This is a genomic window from Pseudomonas sp. LBUM1666 (assembly GCF_059695775.1).
Map to the genome: position 1 here is coordinate 200,006 of NZ_CP166789.1, position 19,382 is coordinate 219,387.

General features: G+C 59.6%; 16 protein-coding genes and 1 pseudogene. 10 read left to right on the forward strand and 7 right to left on the reverse strand.

Translation table 11 applies throughout. The features are described 5' to 3' along the window. Nucleotides 1-198: 198 nt before the first annotated feature. The 7 genes and pseudogenes from ACA056_RS00880 to ACA056_RS00910 all read left to right on the forward strand — a co-directional run bounded on the left by ACA056_RS00880 (nucleotide 199) and on the right by ACA056_RS00910 (nucleotide 6,129). Nucleotides 199-780, forward strand: a complete 582-nt coding sequence (locus ACA056_RS00880) for an alpha/beta hydrolase (RefSeq protein ID WP_223432440.1) — start codon at nucleotides 199-201, stop codon at nucleotides 778-780. A 75-nt stretch (nucleotides 781-855) separates the two neighbouring features. Continuing rightward, nucleotides 856-1,788, forward strand: coding sequence for a sigma 54-interacting transcriptional regulator (locus ACA056_RS00885; RefSeq protein WP_497269809.1), 933 nt, complete (start codon nucleotides 856-858; stop codon nucleotides 1,786-1,788). Between the two features lie 163 nt (nucleotides 1,789-1,951). Next, complete coding sequence (locus ACA056_RS00890; RefSeq protein ID WP_008032521.1) at nucleotides 1,952-2,734, forward strand: MetQ/NlpA family ABC transporter substrate-binding protein; 783 nt, start codon at nucleotides 1,952-1,954, stop codon at nucleotides 2,732-2,734. A gap of 576 nt (nucleotides 2,735-3,310) precedes the next feature. After that, nucleotides 3,311-3,847, forward strand: a pseudogene (locus tag ACA056_RS00895) (amino acid ABC transporter permease); the annotation flags it as partial. Continuing rightward, a complete protein-coding gene (locus ACA056_RS00900; protein ID WP_046047295.1) occupies nucleotides 3,828-4,487 on the forward strand; it encodes an amino acid ABC transporter permease in 660 nt (219 codons plus the stop codon). The pseudogene ACA056_RS00895 and the gene ACA056_RS00900, both read left to right, overlap by 20 nt. Further along, entirely contained in the window at nucleotides 4,484-5,266 is a 783-nt protein-coding gene (locus ACA056_RS00905) for an amino acid ABC transporter ATP-binding protein (protein ID WP_497269812.1), read from the forward strand. The genes ACA056_RS00900 and ACA056_RS00905 overlap by 4 nt, the downstream gene beginning before the upstream one ends. Beyond that, on the forward strand, nucleotides 5,263-6,129 hold the full coding sequence (locus ACA056_RS00910; protein ID WP_497269813.1) for a transporter substrate-binding domain-containing protein: 867 nt from the start codon (nucleotides 5,263-5,265) through the stop codon (nucleotides 6,127-6,129). Before ACA056_RS00905 ends, ACA056_RS00910 begins: the two co-directional genes overlap by 4 nt. Before the next feature lie 243 nt (nucleotides 6,130-6,372). Here ACA056_RS00910 and ACA056_RS00915 read toward each other — a convergent pair whose 3' ends face one another. After that, entirely contained in the window at nucleotides 6,373-7,533 is a 1,161-nt protein-coding gene (locus tag ACA056_RS00915; RefSeq protein ID WP_497269815.1) for an AAA family ATPase, read from the reverse strand. A 303-nt stretch (nucleotides 7,534-7,836) separates the two neighbouring features. Here ACA056_RS00915 and ACA056_RS00920 point away from each other — a divergent pair, with 303 nt between their 5' ends. Genes ACA056_RS00920 through ACA056_RS00930 form a run of 3 tightly spaced genes read left to right on the forward strand, consistent with a single transcriptional unit; the run spans nucleotide 7,837 to nucleotide 13,048 of the window. Beyond that, nucleotides 7,837-8,940 carry an efflux RND transporter periplasmic adaptor subunit gene (locus ACA056_RS00920; RefSeq protein WP_497269817.1) on the forward strand — a complete coding sequence of 368 codons (1,104 nt, stop codon included), beginning with the start codon at nucleotides 7,837-7,839 and terminating at the stop codon, nucleotides 8,938-8,940. Then, nucleotides 8,937-10,004 (forward strand): efflux RND transporter periplasmic adaptor subunit, encoded by a 1,068-nt coding sequence (locus ACA056_RS00925; RefSeq protein ID WP_497269819.1) that lies wholly within the window; start codon nucleotides 8,937-8,939, stop codon nucleotides 10,002-10,004. The genes ACA056_RS00920 and ACA056_RS00925 overlap by 4 nt, the downstream gene beginning before the upstream one ends. Beyond that, nucleotides 10,001-13,048: an efflux RND transporter permease subunit gene (locus tag ACA056_RS00930; protein ID WP_497269821.1), complete on the forward strand. Its 3,048-nt coding sequence runs from the start codon at nucleotides 10,001-10,003 to the stop codon at nucleotides 13,046-13,048. The genes ACA056_RS00925 and ACA056_RS00930 overlap by 4 nt, the downstream gene beginning before the upstream one ends. A gap of 243 nt (nucleotides 13,049-13,291) precedes the next feature. On the opposite strand, the gene ACA056_RS00935 is transcribed toward ACA056_RS00930, so the two are convergent. From ACA056_RS00935 to ACA056_RS00960, 6 genes are all read right to left on the reverse strand, one after another. Continuing rightward, on the reverse strand, nucleotides 13,292-13,918 hold the full coding sequence (locus ACA056_RS00935) for a class I SAM-dependent methyltransferase (protein ID WP_497269823.1): 627 nt from the start codon (nucleotides 13,916-13,918) through the stop codon (nucleotides 13,292-13,294). A 195-nt stretch (nucleotides 13,919-14,113) separates the two neighbouring features. Next, entirely contained in the window at nucleotides 14,114-14,758 is a 645-nt protein-coding gene (locus ACA056_RS00940) for a methionine ABC transporter permease (RefSeq protein WP_129439456.1), read from the reverse strand. Then, nucleotides 14,748-15,869 carry a methionine ABC transporter ATP-binding protein gene (locus ACA056_RS00945; RefSeq protein WP_497269826.1) on the reverse strand — a complete coding sequence of 374 codons (1,122 nt, stop codon included), beginning with the start codon at nucleotides 15,867-15,869 and terminating at the stop codon, nucleotides 14,748-14,750. The genes ACA056_RS00940 and ACA056_RS00945 overlap by 11 nt, the downstream gene beginning before the upstream one ends. 2 nt (nucleotides 15,870-15,871) lie before the next feature. Then, nucleotides 15,872-16,681, reverse strand: coding sequence for a MetQ/NlpA family ABC transporter substrate-binding protein (locus ACA056_RS00950; RefSeq protein ID WP_497269828.1), 810 nt, complete (start codon nucleotides 16,679-16,681; stop codon nucleotides 15,872-15,874). A 126-nt stretch (nucleotides 16,682-16,807) separates the two neighbouring features. After that, nucleotides 16,808-18,160: an LLM class flavin-dependent oxidoreductase gene (locus ACA056_RS00955; protein ID WP_497269830.1), complete on the reverse strand. Its 1,353-nt coding sequence runs from the start codon at nucleotides 18,158-18,160 to the stop codon at nucleotides 16,808-16,810. Further along, nucleotides 18,161-19,366 (reverse strand): SfnB family sulfur acquisition oxidoreductase, encoded by a 1,206-nt coding sequence (locus ACA056_RS00960; RefSeq protein ID WP_497269832.1) that lies wholly within the window; start codon nucleotides 19,364-19,366, stop codon nucleotides 18,161-18,163. It abuts the gene before it with no gap. Between the last annotated feature and the right edge of the window lie 16 nt (nucleotides 19,367-19,382).

A 19,382-nucleotide genomic window follows, 5' to 3' on the forward strand; every position in this document is an offset into this window, starting at 1 on the left:
TTCAGTGCTGTTGTTCGCGCTAGCAGATTTTGAGTTTCCGGGGCCGTCTCCTTGGCAGGGTGCGGCCCCTTTTTTTGCCTGCTCCAAACTGCCGCATATTCTTTATAGATCTTAATAAATAGCTTCTTATTCCTTAGCGAATATAACTCTCCTCCCTATACTTGCTCGGGAACAGACACGCAGCAGGAGAGCTCCCCCATGCGCAACGAATCAATTCGCTACCTGATTGTGCCGGGCTGGCAAGGATCGCCAGAAGATCATTGGCAAAGCCATTGGCAGAACAGCCTGCCGAACAGCGCGCGGGTGGAACAGGCCGACTGGCTGACGCCGCGTCGTGAAGACTGGGTCGCGGCACTGGCTGAGGCGATTGCCGCCGACAGCACGCCGGTGATCCTGATCGCCCATAGCCTGGGTTGCATCACTGTCGCGCATTGGGCTGCCACCGCGCCCGTGCAATTTTTGCGTCAGGTTCGCGGCGCCTTGCTGGTCGCCCCGGCGGACGTCGAACGTCCGGCCTGCGCACCGGCCCTGCGCAACTTCGCGCCGATTCCGACCCACTTGCTGCCGTTCCCGAGTCAGGTTGTCAGCTCCGACAACGACAGCGCCGTGAGCACACCGCGTGCATTGGAACTGGCACGTCACTGGGGCGCCGAGGCGGGGATTTTGTCGGGTGCCGGACACATCAACGTGAAGTCCGGTCACCAACGCTGGGAGCAGGGTTTTGCCTATCTCTATCGCCTGCAAAACCGAATGGAACACCACGCCCTGCGACGTGCTTGAACCTTTTCTTTTTTTTGCTTTTGTTTTTTAAAACAACGCCCCCCGTCTCCCGGCGGTTTAGGGCGGGAGTCTGCCATGAGTTTTGAAGCCTTCGGTCAGCCGCTGCTGACCTTCCCCGATGCAGAAAAAAGTCCCCTGAGCATTCGCGCCAAGGCGCTGGTGTTTGTCGATCCGCGTTCGCGTCAGTTACGCCAGGAGCTGGAGCTATTGGCGCCGCGTTCGATCTCGGTGTTGATCCGTGGCGAAACCGGCAGCGGCAAGGAGTTGCTCGCGCGGCACATCCATCGCGCGAGTGATCGTGGCGGGTTGTTCGTCTCGGTCAATTGCGGCGCGATTAGTCCGACCTACGCTGATGCTGAATTGTTCGGTTATGCCGCTGGCAGTTACAGCGGTTCCGCCAGCAGTCGTGCGGGTTGGTTCGGTTCTGCCAACGGCGGGACGCTCTACCTGGATGAGATCGGCGACCTGCCCCTACCGATCCAGATCAAATTGCTCGCGGCCCTGGAAAACCACGAAGTCTCGCGTGTTGGCGCTCACCATCCAAGCCCGGTGGACGTGCGCCTGGTCGCCGCGACCAGTATCGACCTGGCCCAAGCGGTGGCCGCTGGAAAATTCCATGAGCGGCTCTACCACTACCTCAGCGAGGGCCAGCTCGAACTGCCGGCCTTGCGTGAACGGGTGGGCGATATTTTGTCGCTGTCGGAATATTTCCTCGGCATCTATAGCCAGCGCCTGGAACTGCCGGTGCCGCTGATCAGCGAAGCCGCGCAGCATTTGTTAGAGCAACACAGTTGGCCGGGCAACACCCGGGAGCTGGAAAACGTCATTCACTTCGCGTTGCTGGTCAGTACCGGCGATGAGATTTTGCCGGAGCATTTGAATCTGCCCGAGGCGCCGCCGTCATTGGTGCAGATCGAGCAACAAGCTGCTCGGCTGATTAAAAACGGCACGGCTGCCGAGCGATCTGCACTCAAGCATTTGCTCGAAAGCCTGACGCAGACGCTATAGCGATCTGTATGAACAAAATGGAATATGAAAGTGAATAAAAGATATTGTTCGGGAATAAAAAATCCCGGTATTGTCCGCGTCACGCCAGCGATAGCACTTCACTGGCACTCGTACTAAACAAGCCGTCGTCGATGACGACCGTGATTTTCGATAAGGACACTGCATGAAAAAGGTTCTGTTGTTCACCGCATTGGCGGCTGCCCTGACCGCGGGCCTGGCCCAGGCTGGCGAGAAACTGGTGGTTGCGGCGACCCCGGTTCCACACGCCGAGATTCTGGAACTGATCAAACCCACCCTCGCCAAAGAAGGCGTGGATCTGGAAATCAAAGTCTTCACCGACTACGTTCAGCCGAACGTGCAAGTTGACCAGAAGCGTCTGGACGCCAACTACTTCCAGACCCTGCCGTACCTGAAAAACTTCAACGAGGGCAAAGGCACTAACCTGGTAACCGTGATCGGCGTTCACGTTGAACCGTTCGGTGGCTACTCGAAGAAGTACAAAAAACTGGCTGATCTGCCAAACGGCGCAACCATCGCTCTGCCGAATGAAGGCAGCAACAGCGGTCGTGCCTTGCTCCTGCTGCAGAAGGCTGGCCTGATCGAGTTGAAAGACCCGAAAAACGCTCTGGCTACCCCGAAAGACATCGCCAAGAACCCGCACAACTTCAAGTTCAAGGAACTGGAATCGGCCATGCTGCCGCGTGTACTGGACCAGGTTGACCTGGACCTGATCAACACCAACTACGCACTGGAAGCAGGTCTGAACCCGGCTAAAGACGCGCTGGTGATCGAAGGTGCAGATTCGCCTTACGTGAACTTCCTGGTGGCTCGTCCGGACAACAAGGACAGCGTAGCCATCCAGAAACTGGCCAAGGCTTTGACCAGTCCTGAAGTGAAAGCATTCATCGCGAAGAAGTACAGCGGCGCGGTATTGCCGGCGTTCTGATTCGACGCAGCATCAAACCCTTCAAGGTTTCAAACGCCGACGGCTAACAGTAGCGTCGGCGTTTTTGTGTGCTCGTGCGAAACCCCCGTGGGAGCGCTCGCGATGGCTGACTGACATTCAATATTTGAATCGCCTGATCCACCGCTATCGCGAGCAAGCTCGCTCCCACAAGGGATTTGTGTGGTTCAGGAGGTTCAGGCCGCCTGCGCCTTCAACGCCCTGCGCAACGCCATCAACCACTTCACGATGTCCTGCGGATCCAGCCGCTGTGGCACTTTTACGTCAGCCATTTTCTCTTCCTTGTGATGGTTCGGCCGGGGAGTCTGGCCAAAAGCTGTGCGTCCTTGGAGGGGTAATCCGAAAAAAAGATCCTTCCTACAGCGCAAAGAAAAATAGTCGTCTTCCGCTGCCGCAGCAAATTCGGAGGATAGTTTTTTGCGTGATATCAATATGCTTTAACGGTATTTAAATTCTTCTCTTTATACCTTTAAAGTCGGTGCCTGCCGGGTAGTTATCCACTGCCCATGGACTGCACCACCGTCGCTTACCCTGCGGCGTCCAGGATGTTCAATGAACTTGGTGTTCCGTACGCCTTACTTGCAGCGCCTGGTCGGGTTGTACGTGGAACTGGCGCGCAATACACCACTGCTCATTCAACTGTTCTTCGTCTACTTCGCCTTGCCGGCTTTGGGTATCAAGGTCTCGGGCTTTGCGGCGGCGATCATCACCATGACCTTCCTCGGTGGCGCCTACCTCACCGAAGTGCTGCGTGCCGGCGTCGACGCGGTGCCTCAGGCGCAACTCGAGTCCGGCCGCTCCATTGGCCTGTCCCACGGGCAATTGCTGCGCTACGTGATCCTGCCGCAAGCCGGCATCCTCAGCCTGCCGTCGCTGTTCGCCAACTTCATTTTCCTGCTCAAGGAAACCACCGTGGTCTCGGCGGTGGCGGTGCCGGAGATTCTCTACACCACCAAAAGCTACATCGCGCTCTACTACAAAACCTACGAAATGCTCGCCGTGCTGACGTTGATCTGTGTGCTGCTGTTTTTGCCGCTGTCGCTGTTGCTCAGCCGTCTGGAAAGGAGGCTCCAGCATGGCCAGTTCGGGTCTTGAGTTGCTCTGGGTGTCGTTGCCGCAATTGGGCAAGGGCGCTGCGCAAACCTTGTCGATCTCTTTCCTGAGCATCGCCATCAGCACCGTTGGCGGCGTGCTTTACGGTGTGCTGCGCACGCTGAATTCGAAATGGCTGAACGCAATCCTGCGGGTCTACCTGGAATTGTTCCGGGCAATCCCGGTACTGGTCTGGTTGTACTTACTGTTTTTTGGCCTGCCGATTTTCTTCGGCCTGAGCATTCCGAGCTTCTGGTGCGCGGTACTGGTGCTGTCGCTGTGGGGTGCCAGCGAAGTCGGGGAAGTGGTGCGCGGTGCGTTGCACTCGTTGCCGCGCGGTCAGCGTGAGGCAGGGTTGTCGATTGGCCTGGACGGCCCGCAACTCTACGGTTACGTGCTGCTGCCCCAGGCGCTGAAACGCATGACGCCGCCGACCATCAACGTCTACACGCGAATCATCAAAACCAGCTCCCTGGCGGTGCTGATCGGCGTGGTCGACGTGATCAAGGTCGGCCAGCAAATCATCGAGCGCACTTACGAATCGGTGCTGATCTACGGCGCACTGTTCCTGTTTTTCTTTTTCATCTGCTACCCGCTGTCGGCCGCCTCGCGCGTGCTGGAGCGGCGCTGGACGCAAGCATGAGCGCATTGATCGAGTTCAAGGGTTTCAACAAGTTTTTCGGCGAGCAGCAGGTGCTCAAAGAGATCGACCTGCAAGTGAAGTCAGGCGAAGTAATCGTCATCCTCGGCCCCAGCGGCTGCGGTAAAAGCACCTTACTGCGTTGCCTCAACGGTCTTGAAGTCGCCCACAGCGGCAGCTTGAATTTTTCCGGTCGCGAGTTGCTGGACAAGGGCACCGACTGGCGCGAAGTGCGGCAGCAGATCGGCATGGTGTTCCAGAGTTATCACCTGTTTCCGCACATGAGCGTGCTCGACAACCTGCTGCTCGGCCCGGTCAAAGTGCAGAAACGCGACCGTCGCGAGGCCCGTGCTCAGGCCGAAGCGTTGCTTGAGCGCGTGGGCCTTTCGGACAAGCGCGATGCCTTCCCACGTCAGCTCTCCGGTGGCCAGCAACAACGCATCGCCATCGTCCGTTCGCTGTGCATGAACCCGAACGTCATGTTGTTCGATGAAGTCACCGCCGCCCTCGACCCGGAAATGGTCAAGGAGGTGCTGGAAGTCATTCAAGGGCTGGCCCGAGAGGGCATGACCCTGTTGATCGTCACCCACGAAATGGCCTTCGCACGCGCCGTGGCTGACCGCATTGTGTTCATGGATGCCGGGCGAATCCTTGAGCAAAACCCTCCCGGGATTTTCTTTACGAACCCGCAAACCGCACGAGCGCAGCAGTTCCTGGAGAAGTTCTCCTACGTCGCCGCACTACCCAAAACGACTCAAACAAAGGAACTGGAACTGCTATGAAAACTGCCAAGTCTTCTCTGCTGCTACTCCCGCTGCTCGGCCTCGCGTTGCTGGCCGGTTGCAACAAAACCGAAGAGCCCGCCAAACCGGCGGCCACCAGTGTCAGCTATCTGGAAAAAATCAAAGCACGGGACAAGCTGATCGTCGGTGTTTTCACTGATAAACCGCCCTTTGGTTTCGTCAATGAAGCCGGGCGTTATGTCGGTTTCGATACCGACATCGGCCGTCAATTCGCCAAAGACCTGTTGGGCGATGAGAACAAGGTCGAGTTCGTCGCGGTAGAACCGGCGAGCCGGATTCCGTTCCTGCAAAGTGACAAGGTCGATTTGATTCTGGCCAACATGACCGTTACCCCCGAGCGTAAGGAAGCGGTGGAATTTACCAACCCGAACCTCAAAGTAGCCGTGCAGGCGCTGGTGCCGCAGGCCAGTTCAGTGAAAAACCTTGATGATCTGGCGACTCGCACCACCATCGTCACCACCGGCACTACGGCCGATATCTGGCTGACCAAGAACCACCCGGATTGGAAACTGCTGAAGTTCGAGAAAAACTCTGAATCTCTGCAAGCGCTGGCCAATGGGCGCGGTGATGCGTATGCGCAGGACAATCTGGTGCTGTTCAGTTGGGCGAAGCAGAACCCTGGCTATCGCGTGCTGACCCAGACGTTGGGCGCTGAAGCACCGATTGCGCCGGCGGTGAAGAAGGGCAATATCGAGCTGCGTGATTGGGTGAATGTCGAGTTGGCGAAGCTGGGTGAAGAGAAGTTTTTGCTCAAGCTGTATGACCAATATGTGCGTAAAGAGCTGAGCGATGACACCAAGCCTGAGAGCGTGATTGTCGAGGGTGGGAAGTGGCAGGGGTGATTGGATTTTGAAATGTGGGTGGGTCTAAGATCACCCCTCATCGGAACGCCGCCCGCCCATCCCTCTCCCCACGGGGGAGAGGGGGAAAGGGAGCAGATTGGGGGCCTTTCAGAACCTGAGTTCGACTCGGACTTTCAGGTCGATGCAACTCGAAAGTACAACTCGGTCAGTCCCCTCGCCCCTCGGGGCGGTCCGACGCTTCGGGAGGGCTAGGGTGAGGGGGTGGATCTAAAGCCCAGCCAATCAATCCGGCCAATACCACGCCGGCTCATCCAGCATCCGCTGCCCGACAATCCCGGTCTGGCCCAGGTTCTTCTCCAGCACAATGCAATTGCACTCCGGATCCTCCTGCAACGCCGAGATCAACCGCCGCGCATGGGACACCACCCACACCTGACACTGCTCCGACGCACGGATAATCAACCGCGCCAACGCTGGCAACAGGTCCGGGTGCAGACTGGTTTCCGGCTCGTTCAACACCATCAGCGTCGGCGGCCGAGGCGTCAGCAGCGCCGCGACCAGCAGCAAATAGCGCAAGGTCCCGTCCGACAACTCGGCCGCCGACAAGGGCCGCAACAATCCTTCCTGGTAAAACTCGATCGCAAACCGACCACCCTGAAGCGGCGCGATGTTCAGTCTCGCGCCGGGGAAGGCGTCACTGATCGCAGTCTGCAAAGCGTCGACATCGCCGATTTCGCGGATCGTCTGCAACGCGGCCGCCAAATCCCGACCGTCGTGATGCAGCACCGGTGTGCGGGTGCCCAATTGCGGTTGGCGCACCGGCGCGTCGGCGTCGCTGCGAAAGTGATCATAGAACCGCCAGCGGCGGATGAATTCACGCAGCTGCAGGACTTCCGGCGAGGTGCGAAAGCTGCCGACCTGATCGAACAGGCTGTCGAAATTCGGCGTGTGTTGGGCCAGCACCTCCCAGCTGCGATCGGCCCGGGTGCGGATCATCGGCCCGTCGCGATCCACCAGCAGGCTGGCCGGGCGGTAAAACGGGCCGGACCAGATGCATTCCTTCTTGATTTCCGGGTCCAGAGAAAACTCGGAAAGGCTCGGCTCCGGCAGACCCAGCGCGATCGAGTAGCTGAAATCTTCCCCGGCAAACCCCAGGCGCAGGCGTTTGGCGCCGTGTCGAACGGTCGCCTCGATCGGGACCTCACCATTACGCATCCGCCGGCTGATGTTTTCCGGGCCGGCCCAGAAGGTCGAATCCAGTCCACCCTCGCGGGCCAAGGCATTGACCACGCCGCCCTGAGCGGTTTCCGCCAGCAGGCGCAACGCGCGGTAGAGGTTGGATTTGCCGCTACCGTTGGGGCCGGTGATCAGGTTCAACCGGCCCAGCGGAATCACCAATTTATTGATCGAGCGGTAATTGGCTACCGCGAGGGTTTTGAGCATGGGAAGCTTCCTGCTGCGTGGTGCGCAATTCTGCCTTATTGTCGACCTGTGGCGAGGGGGCTTGTCGGACCGCCGCATCGCCCCGTTGGGTTGCGAAGCAGCCCTAAAACCAGTCACCGCGTTTCTTTCAGGTTCACTGCGTCAGCCAGTTTACGACTGCTGCGCAGTCGAACGGGGCGATGCGGCGTTCCGACAAGCCCCCTCGCCACAGGGAATGTAGCAAACCCGTGCACCTGTTGAACCCTGTTCTAAGCTCACAGTCGTATCGCCATTGGCACGTTCGTACAACGCAAAGGAGTCTGCATGGTGGGTCCCGGATTGAAAACTGTGGTTGGCCTGAGCCTCCTTGTCCTGCTGAGCGCCTGTGGCGATAAAAAACCGGTCGAAAAGGACCGTCCGCGGGTATTCGTGCAAGAGGTAAAACCTGCGGATTACGCGGCGACGGTGACCCTGACCGGTGATGTTCAGGCGCGGGTCCAGACCGACCTGTCGTTCCGCGTTGCCGGCAAGATCATCCAGCGTACAGTCGATGTCGGTGATCGGGTTTCGGCCAAACAGGTTCTGGCAAAACTCGATCCCAAGGACCTGCAAACCAGCGTCGACTCGGCTCAGGCTCAGGTCGTTGCCGAGCAGGCCCGAGTCAAACAGACCGCCGCCGCTTTCGTTCGTCAGCAAAAACTCCTGCCCAAGGGCTATACCAGCCAAAGTGAATACGATTCCGCCCAGGCCGCATTGCGCAGCAGCCAAAGCGCCCTGACGGCTGCTCAGGCGCAACTGGCCAACGCCCGTGAACAACTGAGCTACACCGCGTTGGTCGCCGACGCGCCGGGGGTGATTACCGCGCGTCAGGCCGAGGTCGGCCAGGTGGTGCAGGCCACTGTGCCGATTTTCAGCCTGGCCCGGGACGGTGAGCGCGACGCAGTGTTCAACGTCTACGAATCGCTGCTGACAGAGCCGCCAGAGGGTAAAACGGTGGTCGTCAGCCTGCTCGACAACCCCGCGATCAAAACCACCGGCACCGTTCGGGAAATCACCCCGGCCGTCTCCGCGCAGACCGGCACGGTGCAGGTCAAAGTCACTCTCAACGGACTACCGGAAGGCATGCAGCTCGGTTCGGTGGTGAGTGCCACGGCCAAGACGCCAGGCAAGTCGGCGGTCGAACTGCCCTGGTCGGCACTGACGAAAAATCTCAGCGACCCGGCCGTGTGGCTGGTGGACGGCGAGGGAAAGGCGCAGTTGCACACCGTCACGGTCGGCCGCTACTTGACGGGCAAAGTGATCATCAGCGACGGTCTGAAGGGTGGCGAAAAAGTGGTCATCGCCGGTGGCCAGTTGCTGCACCCTGGCGTGAAGGTGGAAATCGCCGAAAACACCTATAAGGATTTAGCCGCGGGAGCCCAGCCATGAAGCGTTTGTTGCTGGTTTTCGCCGGTGTGATGCTGGTGGCCTGCTCGAAAAAAGAACCGCCACCAGAGCCAGTACGCCCGGTGCTATCGATCAAGGTCCAGTCCCTGAACGAAGAAAGCCTGGGCCGTTTCGCCGGCAGCATCCAGGCCCGTTATGAAAGCAATGTCGGCTTTCGGGTGCCGGGACGCATTGCCAGCCGTAACGTCGATGTCGGTGCCGAAGTGGAGAAGGGTGCGTTGCTCGCCACGCTTGACCCCACCGATCAGCAGAACCAGTTGCGTTCCGCTCAGGGGGATCTGGCCAGCGTCCAGGCGCAACTCATCAACGCCCAGGCCAACGCCCGGCGTCAGCAAGAGTTGTTCGATCGTGGCGTGGGTGCCCAGGCGCAACTCGACGTCGCACAAACCGACCTCAAAACCACCCAGGCCTCTCTCGATCAAGCGAAGGCTGCGGTCGATCAGGCCAAGGATCAGCTCAACTACGTCCAACTGCGCGCCGATCACAAGGCCATCGTCACCGCGTGGAACGCCGAAGCCGGCCAAGTCGTCACCGCTGGCCAGCAGGTAGTGACCCTGGCGCAGCCGGACATCAAGGAAGCCGTAATCGATCTGCCGGATACTTTGGTCGACCAGTTGCCGGAAGACGTGGTGTTTCAGGTTGCTGTCCAACTCGATCCGAGCATCACCACCACCGCCATCGTTCGCGAAATCGAACCCCAGGCGCAAAGCGCGACCCGCACCCGTCGCGCCCGGCTGACACTGACCGACACGCCACCGGGGTTTCGCCTGGGCACGGCGATCAGCGTGACCCTCAGCTCCGCGATTAAACCGCGTATCGAACTGCCCCTGACCGCGCTCCAGGAGGTCGATGGAAAACCGCGGATCTGGGTCATCGATCCGCAGACCCAAACCGTTTCCCCGCGAGATGTCAGCCTGATCAGCCGCACTGACTCAACGATGGTCCTGGCGAACGGCGTGAAGTCCGGCGAGCGGGTGGTCAGTGCCGGCGTGAATAGCCTGAAACCGGGGCAGAAAGTAAAAATCGACGAGGACAGCCCGCAATGAAAGGGAGTTTCAACTTATCCGAATGGGCCCTCAAGCATCAGTCGTTTGTCTGGTATTTGATGTTCATCGCACTGCTGATGGGCGTGTTCTCGTACCTGAACCTGGGCCGCGAGGAAGACCCGTCGTTCACCATCAAAACCATGGTAATCCAGACCCGGTGGCCGGGCGCGACCCAGGAAGAAACCCTCAAGCAGGTCACTGACCGCATCGAGAAAAAACTCGAAGAGCTCGACTCTCTCGACTACGTGAAAAGCTACACCCGCCCCGGCGAGTCGACGGTCTTCGTTAACTTGCGTGATACCACCAGCGCCAAGGACATTCCGGAAATCTGGTATCAGGTGCGCAAGAAGATCAACGACATTCGCGGCGACTTCCCCCAAGGCCTGCAAGGGCCGGGGTTCAACGACGAGTTCGGTGACGTGTTCGGCTCGGTGTACGCCTTTACCGCCGACGGTTTGTCGATGCGCCAATTGCGCGATTACGTCGAGCAAGTCCGCGCCGAGATCCGCGAAGTGCCGGGGCTGGGCAAGGTCGAGATGGTCGGCGAGCAGGATGAAGTCCTCTACCTGAACTTCTCCACCCGCAAACTGGCGGCGCTGGGCATCGATCAGCGCCAGGTGGTGCAGAGCCTGCAATCGCAGAACGCGGTGACCCCGGCCGGGGTAATCGAAGCAGGTCCCGAGCGGATTTCCGTGCGCACATCCGGGCAGTTTGCCTCCGAGAAAGACCTGGAAAACGTCAACCTGCGACTCAATGATCGCTTCTACCGTTTGGCCGATGTCGCCGACATCAGCCGTGGCTATGTCGACCCGTCAACGCCGGAATTCCGCTTCAACGGCCACCCTGCGATCGGCCTCGCCATTGCGATGAAGAAGGGCGGCAACATCCAGGTGTTCGGCAAGGCGCTGCACCAGCGCATGAATGACCTGACCGCCGACCTGCCGGTGGGCGTCGGCGTGCACAACGTTTCCGATCAGGCCGAAGTGGTGGAAAAAGCCGTCGGCGGCTTCACCAGCGCGTTGTTCGAAGCGGTGGTGATCGTGCTGATCGTCAGCTTCATCAGCCTCGGCGTGCGCGCCGGGTTGGTGGTGGCGTGCTCGATTCCGCTGGTGCTGGCGATGGTCTTCGTCTTTATGGAATACAGCGGCATCACCATGCAACGGATCTCCCTCGGCGCATTGATCATCGCCCTCGGGCTGCTGGTGGATGACGCGATGATCACCGTCGAAATGATGGTCACGCGCCTGGAAATGGGCGAGACCAAGGAGCAGGCCGCTACGTTCGCCTACACCTCGACCGCGTTCCCGATGCTCACCGGTACGTTGGTGACGGTGGCCGGTTTCGTGCCCATCGGCCTGAACGCCAGCTCGGCCGGCGAGTACACCTTCACGCTGTTCGCGGTGATCGCGGTGGCCATGATCGTGTCGTGGATTGTCGCGGTGCTGTTTGCCCCGGTGATCGGCGTGCACATCCTCAGCACCAACGTGAAACCTCACGCCGCAGAACCGGGGCGCATCGGTCGGGCGTTCAATTACGGCATGCTCTGGGCCATGCGCAATCGCTGGTGGGCGATCGGCATCACCATTGCACTGTTTGTGGCGTCGGTGTTTTCCATGCAGTTCGTGCAGAACCAGTTCTTCCCGTCCTCGGACCGTCCGGAAATCCTCGTCGATCTGAACCTGCCACAAAACGCTTCGATCGCCGAAACCCGCAAGGCTGTGGACAAGCTCGAAGCGACGCTCAAGGACGACCCGGACATCGTGCGCTGGAGCACCTACATCGGCGAGGGTGCGATCCGTTTCTACCTGCCCCTCGACCAGCAATTGCAGAACCCGTATTACGCGCAACTGGTGATCGTCAGCAAGGGTCTGGAATCACGTAACGCCCTCAGCCAGCGCTTGCGAGAGCGCCTGCGCAAGGATTTTGTGGGTATCGGCAGCTACGTCCAGGCGCTGGAAATGGGCCCGCCGGTAGGGCGGCCGATTCAGTACCGGGTCAGCGGCAAGGACATTGATCAGGTGCGCAAACACACCATCGCCCTGGCCACCGAACTGGATAAAAACTCGCACATTGGCGAGATCATTTACGACTGGAACGAACCGGGCAAAGTCCTGCGCATCGACATCGCGCAGGACAAGGCGCGGCAATTGGGGTTGTCGTCGGAAGACGTGGCCAACCTGATGAACAGCATCGTGGTCGGTGTGCCAGTGACTCAGGTCGATGACGATATCTACCTGATCAACGTGGTGGGTCGCGCCGAAGATGCCGAGCGCGGCACCCCGGAAACCCTGCAGAATTTGCAGATCGTCACGCCGGGCGGCACGTCGATTCCGCTGCTGGCGTTCGCCACCGTGCGCTATGAACTTGAGCAGCCGCTGGTCTGGCGCCGTGACCGCAAACCGACGATCACCATCAAGGCCGCGGTTCGCGACGAGATTCAGCCGACCGACCTGGTGAAACAGCTCCAACCCGACATCGACAAATTCGCCGCCAGTTTGCCGGTGGGTTACTCGGTCGCCACGGGCGGCACGGTGGAGGAAAGTGGCAAGGCCCAGGGGCCGATTGCCAAGGTCGTGCCGTTGATGCTGTTTTTGATGGCGACCTTCCTGATGATCCAGTTGCACAGCGTGCAGAAGCTGTTCCTGGTGGCCAGCGTCGCGCCGCTCGGGCTGATCGGCGTGGTGCTGGCGCTGATCCCGACGGGCACGCCGATGGGTTTTGTTGCGATTCTGGGGATTCTGGCGCTGATCGGCATCATCATCCGCAACTCGGTGATTCTGGTGACGCAGATCGATGCCCTGGAGAAGGACGGTCATGCACCGTGGGATGCGGTGGTGCAAGCCACGGAGCATCGTCGCCGACCGATTCTGCTGACGGCAGCGGCGGCGAGCCTGGGGATGATCCCGATCGCTCGGGAAGTGTTCTGGGGGCCGATGGCGTACGCGATGATTGGCGGGATTATTATTGCGACGTTGCTCACGTTGCTGTTTTTGCCAGCGCTTTATGTGGCTTGGTACAAAATCCGCGAACCGAAGAAGGGTTGAGTGGTTGTTGAGTGAATGATCGGCTTGAAATCCACCCCTCACCCCAACCCTCTCCCCAGAGGGGCGAGGGAGCTTATCGGTGGTGTCTTGCGATATACATCGACCGGAGAAATCTGGTCGATTATGGATTCAATGAAAGGCGTTCAGGTCGCGGTAAATCATCAATATCCCTCGGTCAGCCCCCTCGCCCCTTTGGGGAGAGGGTTGGGGTGAGGGGTGGATCTCATTGACACACCCCCACAATCACGCCCGACGCCAAACACTCGCCAACCAAGCCTGCTGCTCCCGCGGCAGTCCCGCCGGCCGGTAGTAATGCTCCAGCTCCACAAACCCCGCCGCCGTCAGCAATTGCTGCCACGTCTCAAGATCGTGGTACGCGCCATAACGCGGCCCATTCCAACCTTCCTGATTCTCACCACGCGGATTGGAACTGAACAACACGCCACCCGGCTTCAAAGCCCCGCGCAATTCCTTCAACACCCGAGGCAGTTCCTGGCGCGGAATATGAAACAGCACCGCATTGGCGAAGATCCCGTCAAAGCGCTCAGCCGGCAAATCCAGCTTCAGAAAGTCCTGCTGCCAGACCTCACAGCCACTGTCTTCGCGGGCCATCTGCGCAAACTTCTCCGAGCCATCAAGCCCGACAGCGGTATGGCCCATGCGCGTGAAGGTTTGCAAATCACGCCCCGGCCCACAGCCAAAGTCGAGAATGTCGAACGGTGCCTCCCCCTGAATATGCCGCAGCAGCGCAGCAATGTTCTGGCTGACATCATGATCGCGAGTCCCTTCGCGAAAACTTTCAGCCACCGAGTTGTAATGACCCAGGGTGGTGGAGGTGATCTGCTCGAGGTCGGTGGGGGTCTGTTTCATGGTGGGCTGCGCAGGCAATTGGGGTTTGCCGAATATACGCCATGGGGCAGAAGGCTGCTGCGCAGCCATCGCGAGCAAGCTCGCTCCCACACTGGACCGCGCCGAACACCCATTTTGTGTTCACCGAAGATTAAATGTGGGAGCGAGCTTGCTCGCGATAGCGATACAACTGACGACCAATAACTTGAGCCAGACTCAACGCTTGTTCAACCCCCGAGCCAATCGATCCCCGCCCAATTGAATCGCCGCCACCAACACCACCAGCAACACAATCACCGTCAACATGATCTGGCTATCAAACCGCTGATACCCGTACCGATAGGCGATGTCCCCCAGTCCACCCGCACCAATCGCCCCCGCCATGGCCGATGAGTTGATCATGGTCACCAGGGTGATGGTGAAACCGCCGACGATCCCCGGCAGCGACTCGGGCAACAACACATGCCAAACGATATGCCAGCGCCGGCAACCCATCGCCTGCGCCGCTTCGATCAACCCGTGATCAACCTCACGCAAACTGACTTCGGCAATGCGCGCAAAGAACGGCGTGGCAGCAATGGTCAGCGGCACCACGGCCGCCCAAACGCCGTAAGTGGTGCCGACGATCAACCGCGTAAACGGAATCAGCGCCACCATCAAAATCAGAAACGGAATCGAGCGAAACAGATTCACGAATGCACCCAGCGCACGGTTCAGCGCTGGCGCTTCATAGATCCCGCCCTTGGAACTGGTGACCAGAATCACCGCCAGCGGAATGCCCGCCAGCAGCGCGATCAATGACGACACGCCGACCATCAGGAAGGTGTCGATGAAGCCTTGCAGCAAGCGATCAAACCACATAACCCAGCACCTCCACCTGTTGCGCCCAGTTGCCGGCGCGTTGACGCAATTCCTCTGCGCCGAGGGACGAGCCGGTCACCGCCAACAGCAATTGCCCGAGGGCATGGCCCTGAATCCGTTCCACGCCACCTTGCAGCAAACGCACGCGACCACCGAGGGCACTGAACAACGCGGCCAAGTCGGGCTCGTCGCTAGCGCTGCCAGTGAACTGCAAACGCAGCACAACAGCGGCGTCCGAGGACTGTGGGTGTGTCTGCAAGCGGCTTTGCAGTTCTTCCGGTAAACCGTGTTGCAACGGCGCCAGCAAGGTTTTGCTGACCTCGTGCTGCGGGTTGCCAAAGACTTCCCAGACCGGCCCTTGTTCGACGATTCGCCCGTGTTCCAGCACCACTACGCGATCACAGATATCGCGGATGACCGCCATCTCGTGGGTGATCAGCACGATGGTCAGGCCCAGGCGCTGATTGATCTCGCGCAGCAGGCCGAGGATCGATTGTGTGGTTTCCGGGTCCAGCGCCGAAGTGGCTTCGTCGCACAACAGAATCGCCGGGTCATGCACCAAGGCGCGGGCGATGCCGACGCGCTGTTTCTGACCACCGGACAGCTGCGCCGGGTAGGCCTTGTGTTTCTCTTGCAGGCCTACCAGTTCCAGCAATTCGCGGACTTTCTGCTCGCGTTTTTCCTTCGGCACACCGGCGACTTTCAACGGCAATTCGACGTTCTGCCAAACCGTCTTGGCCGACATCAGGTTGAAGTGCTGGAAGATCATGCCGATGCGCCGACGCAGGGCCACCAAGCGGTCTTCATCGAACTCGCCGATGTCGACCTGATCGATCAGCACGCGCCCCGTGCTCGGTTGTTCCAGGCGGTTGATGGTGCGGATCAGCGACGACTTGCCGGCGCCGCTGCGGCCAATGATGCCGAACACTTCACCGCGCTGGATCGCCAGGTCGATGCCGTGCAGGGCCGCCACCGGACCTTGCTGGCCGTTGTAGGTTTTGCCCAGACCGATGAAGCGCACGTGAGCGCGGTTGAGCGCTGGATGCAGTTCGGTCTGTTCGATTTTGTGGGGCTCTGGAATTTCCAGTCGCAGTTGGGTGGCAGCCGTCATATTCAGCTTTCCCAGCCAGCTTGATAGAGCTTGCCGTGGGCTTTATCCAGTGCCGCGCGCACGGCCGGCGAATGTTGGTAGATGTCGACGAATTTGATCAGGCGCGGGTCGGTTTTGCTTTTCGGCTGGATCACGAACTGGATCACGTATTCCTTGTGGTCGAGACCGTCGAACAGCAGGGCGGAGCCGGCATCGAAGGTCTTCGACAAGCGGATGTAGGCTGGGTAACCCTGAACCAGATCGGCGTCGTCGTAGGCGCGGACCAGTTGCACGGCTTCGACCTGAAGGATTTTGATTTTCTTCGGGTTGGCGATGATGTCTTCTTCGGTGGCCTTGTAGCCAACGCCCGGTTTGAGTGTGATCAGACCGGCCTTGGCCAACAGTTGCAGACCGCGACCGCTGTTGATCGGGTCATTGGCGATCGCCACGCTGGCGCCTTCCGGCAGTTCGTCGAAGCTTTTGTATTTCTTCGAGTAGAGGCCGACGTTGTTGATGATCCCCGGTGCGAACGGCACCAGGTCAAAACCGGCGGCGGCCTTGGCGTTTTCCAGGAACGGGACGTGCTGGAAGTAGTTCACGTCGATGTCGCCGGCGGCGAGGCTGACGTTGGGTGCGATCCAGTCGCTGAACTCCACCAGGTCGACTTGCAGACCTTGTTTCTTGGCTTCTTCGACAGCGGCTTCCAGGGGAATGGCGAAAGCGGCGGTGGTGCCAACTTTCAGCGGCGCGTCGGCGGCCAAGGTGATGGAGCTGAAAAGGCCGAGAGCCAGGGCCAGTGCTTTGACTGGGTGAGAGAGAAGTTTCTTGGTCATGATGGGTTTTCCAGTCAGTGCATAGATGTGTGGTGTTTGGTCGGGCCTCATCGCGAGCAAGCTCGCTCCCACAGGGGGTGTGAACACCCGAGATCCAATGTGGGAGCGAGCTTGCTCGCGATGCTTTTAGCCCCGGTAGGCAGCGCCGGTGTGTTGCTCAGGCAAATGCGCCTCGCCGTGAAACAGTTTTTCTCGCAGGCTGCCGCTGTCGTAAGCGGTCTTGTACGACCCTCGGCGCTGCAACTCTGGAATCACCCAATCGATGAAATCCACATAGCTTTCCGGCGTGACAATTCGCGTCAGGTTGAAGCCATCCAGCCCGGTTTCCGCGATCCACGATTCGAGCTCGTCAGCCACTTGCTCAGGCGAACCGACCACGGTGATGTAGCGACCACCGAGGGCGTGTTGCTCGAGTAATTTGCGGCGAGTCCAGTCGTTGTTTTGCAGGTTCTTGGTAGCGGACTGGATCGCATTGCTCTTCACGTACTGGATCGGTTCGTCGATGGCGTATTCGGAGAAATCGATCCCGGTGGACGCCGAAAAATGCGCCACGCCGGCCTCGGCACTGGCGTAGCTCAAGTACTCGGCGTGCTTGGCCCAGGCCAGCTCTTCGGTGGCGCCGACAATCACGTTTAGCCCCATGAACACCTTGATGTCCTCAGTGTTGCGCCCGGCCTCGATGGCACTGGCGCGTACCTTGTCCACTTGAACTTTGGTCGACGGTTTGTTCTGGCCGCTGATGAACACGCACTCGGCATGTCGCCCGGCGAACAGCAAACCGCGATCCGAACTGCCGGCCTGGAACAGCACGGGTGTGCGCTGCGGCGACGGTTCGCAGAGGTGATAACCCTCGACCTGATAGAACTCGCCCTTGTGCTCGACCTTGTGCACTTTCTCGGGCTGCGCGTAGATCCGCTGCTGCGGATCGTTCAGCACCGCGTCGTTTTCCCAGCTGCCTTCCCAGAGTTTGTAGAGCACTTGCAGGTATTCATCGGCCTGGTCGTAACGACGGTCGTGTTCCACCTGTTCGCTCAGGCCCATGGCTTTGGCGGCGCTGTCGAGGTAACCGGTGACGATGTTCCAGCCAACCCGGCCGCGACTCAGGTGATCGAGCGTGGACATGCGTCGGGCGAACAGATACGGCGGTTCGTAAGTCAGGTTGGCGGTGAGGCCGAAGCCAAGGTTTTTCGTCACTGCGGCCATGGCCGATACCAGCAGCAGCGGGTCATTGACCGGCAACTGGATTGATTCTTTGAGCGGCACATCCACCGAGTTTTGGTAGACGTCGTAAACACCGACGATATCGGCAATGAACAAGCCGTCGAACAGTCCACGCTCCAGCAATTGCGCCAGTTCGGTCCAGTATTCGATGGTTTTGTACTGAGTGGAGTTATCCCGTGGATGCGTCCACAGACCATGGTTGATGTGCCCGATGCAGTTCATGTTGAACGCATTGAGCAGAATTTTTTTCTTGCTCATTTAGATGGTCCCCCGCAGTGGCGGGTTTTCATCGTTGAGGTAGTAATTGCCGACCGCGTGATACTTCCAGCGCACCGGGTCGTGCAGTGTGTGCACCCGAGCGTTGCGCCAGTGGCGATCCAGACCATGTTCGGTCAGGGTTGCCTGGCTGCCGGCCAGTTCAAACAGCGTGCTGCCAGCGGCGAGGGAAATCTCGGTGCTGATGGCGCGGGCTTCGGCGACCGCAATCGACGCGGCGGCAACGGTCTCGGCATTGGTGTCGGCCTGAGCCTTGTCGAGGAATTCGCCGGAGCGTTCCAGCAAGGCTTCGGCGGCGTGCAGACGAATGCTCAAGTGGCCGAAGCTCTTGATGGTCAGCGGGTCCTCGGTGGCTTTGTCGTTGCCGGAATCGATCCACGGCCGGGTCTTGGTGCGCACGAAGTGCAGCGCATCTTCATAGGCGGCGCGGGCGATACCGGTGTCGATAGCTGCGTGGAGGATCTGCGCCAGCGGGCCGACGGTGGTCGGGCGCTCGAACGCGCTCTGAAACGGGATAACGTCTTCGGCGGCGACGTAGACATCTTCAAACACCACCGAGCCGCTGCCGGTGGTGCGCTGGCCGAAGCCGCTCCAGTCGTCGATCACCGTCAGACCCTTGGTGTCACGAGGGACGAAAGCGAGTTGCTGAACGCCGTTTTCGTCCACGACCGATGTCGGAATGCGCTGGGCATAAATCGCGCCCGTGGCGTAAAACTTGCGGCCGTTGATGCGATAGCCGTCACGTTCTCCATGCAGATCAGGGGTCAAGCTGGTGACGCGGTCATGGGCGGTTTTGGTGCCGAGTTCCGCAAGGGCATTGCCGAAGCGTTGGCCGGCCAGCACTTCTGCGTACAGGCGTTTTTTCTGTTCTTCGTTGCCATTCACGCGCAACACTTCGAGCGCGTAGAAATGGTTCTGCGGGATCTGGCCGAGGGAACCGTCAGCCTGGGCGATCAGCGCGATCACCTTGGCCAGGGTGACGTTGGAAACCCCGGCGCCGCCATATTCTTTTGGCACGCTGATGCCCCAAAGACCCGAGCGGGAAAACACTTCCAGTTCCGGGTGTGGCAAACGGCGTTCGCGATCGCGCAGGGCGCTGTCGCGTTTGAAATCTTCGGCCAGGTCACTGGCGACGATCAGGGCTTGCTCATCGCTGGTGATGACCGCGACGTGGTGAGAAATGGTCATGTGTTTCTCCAGAGGT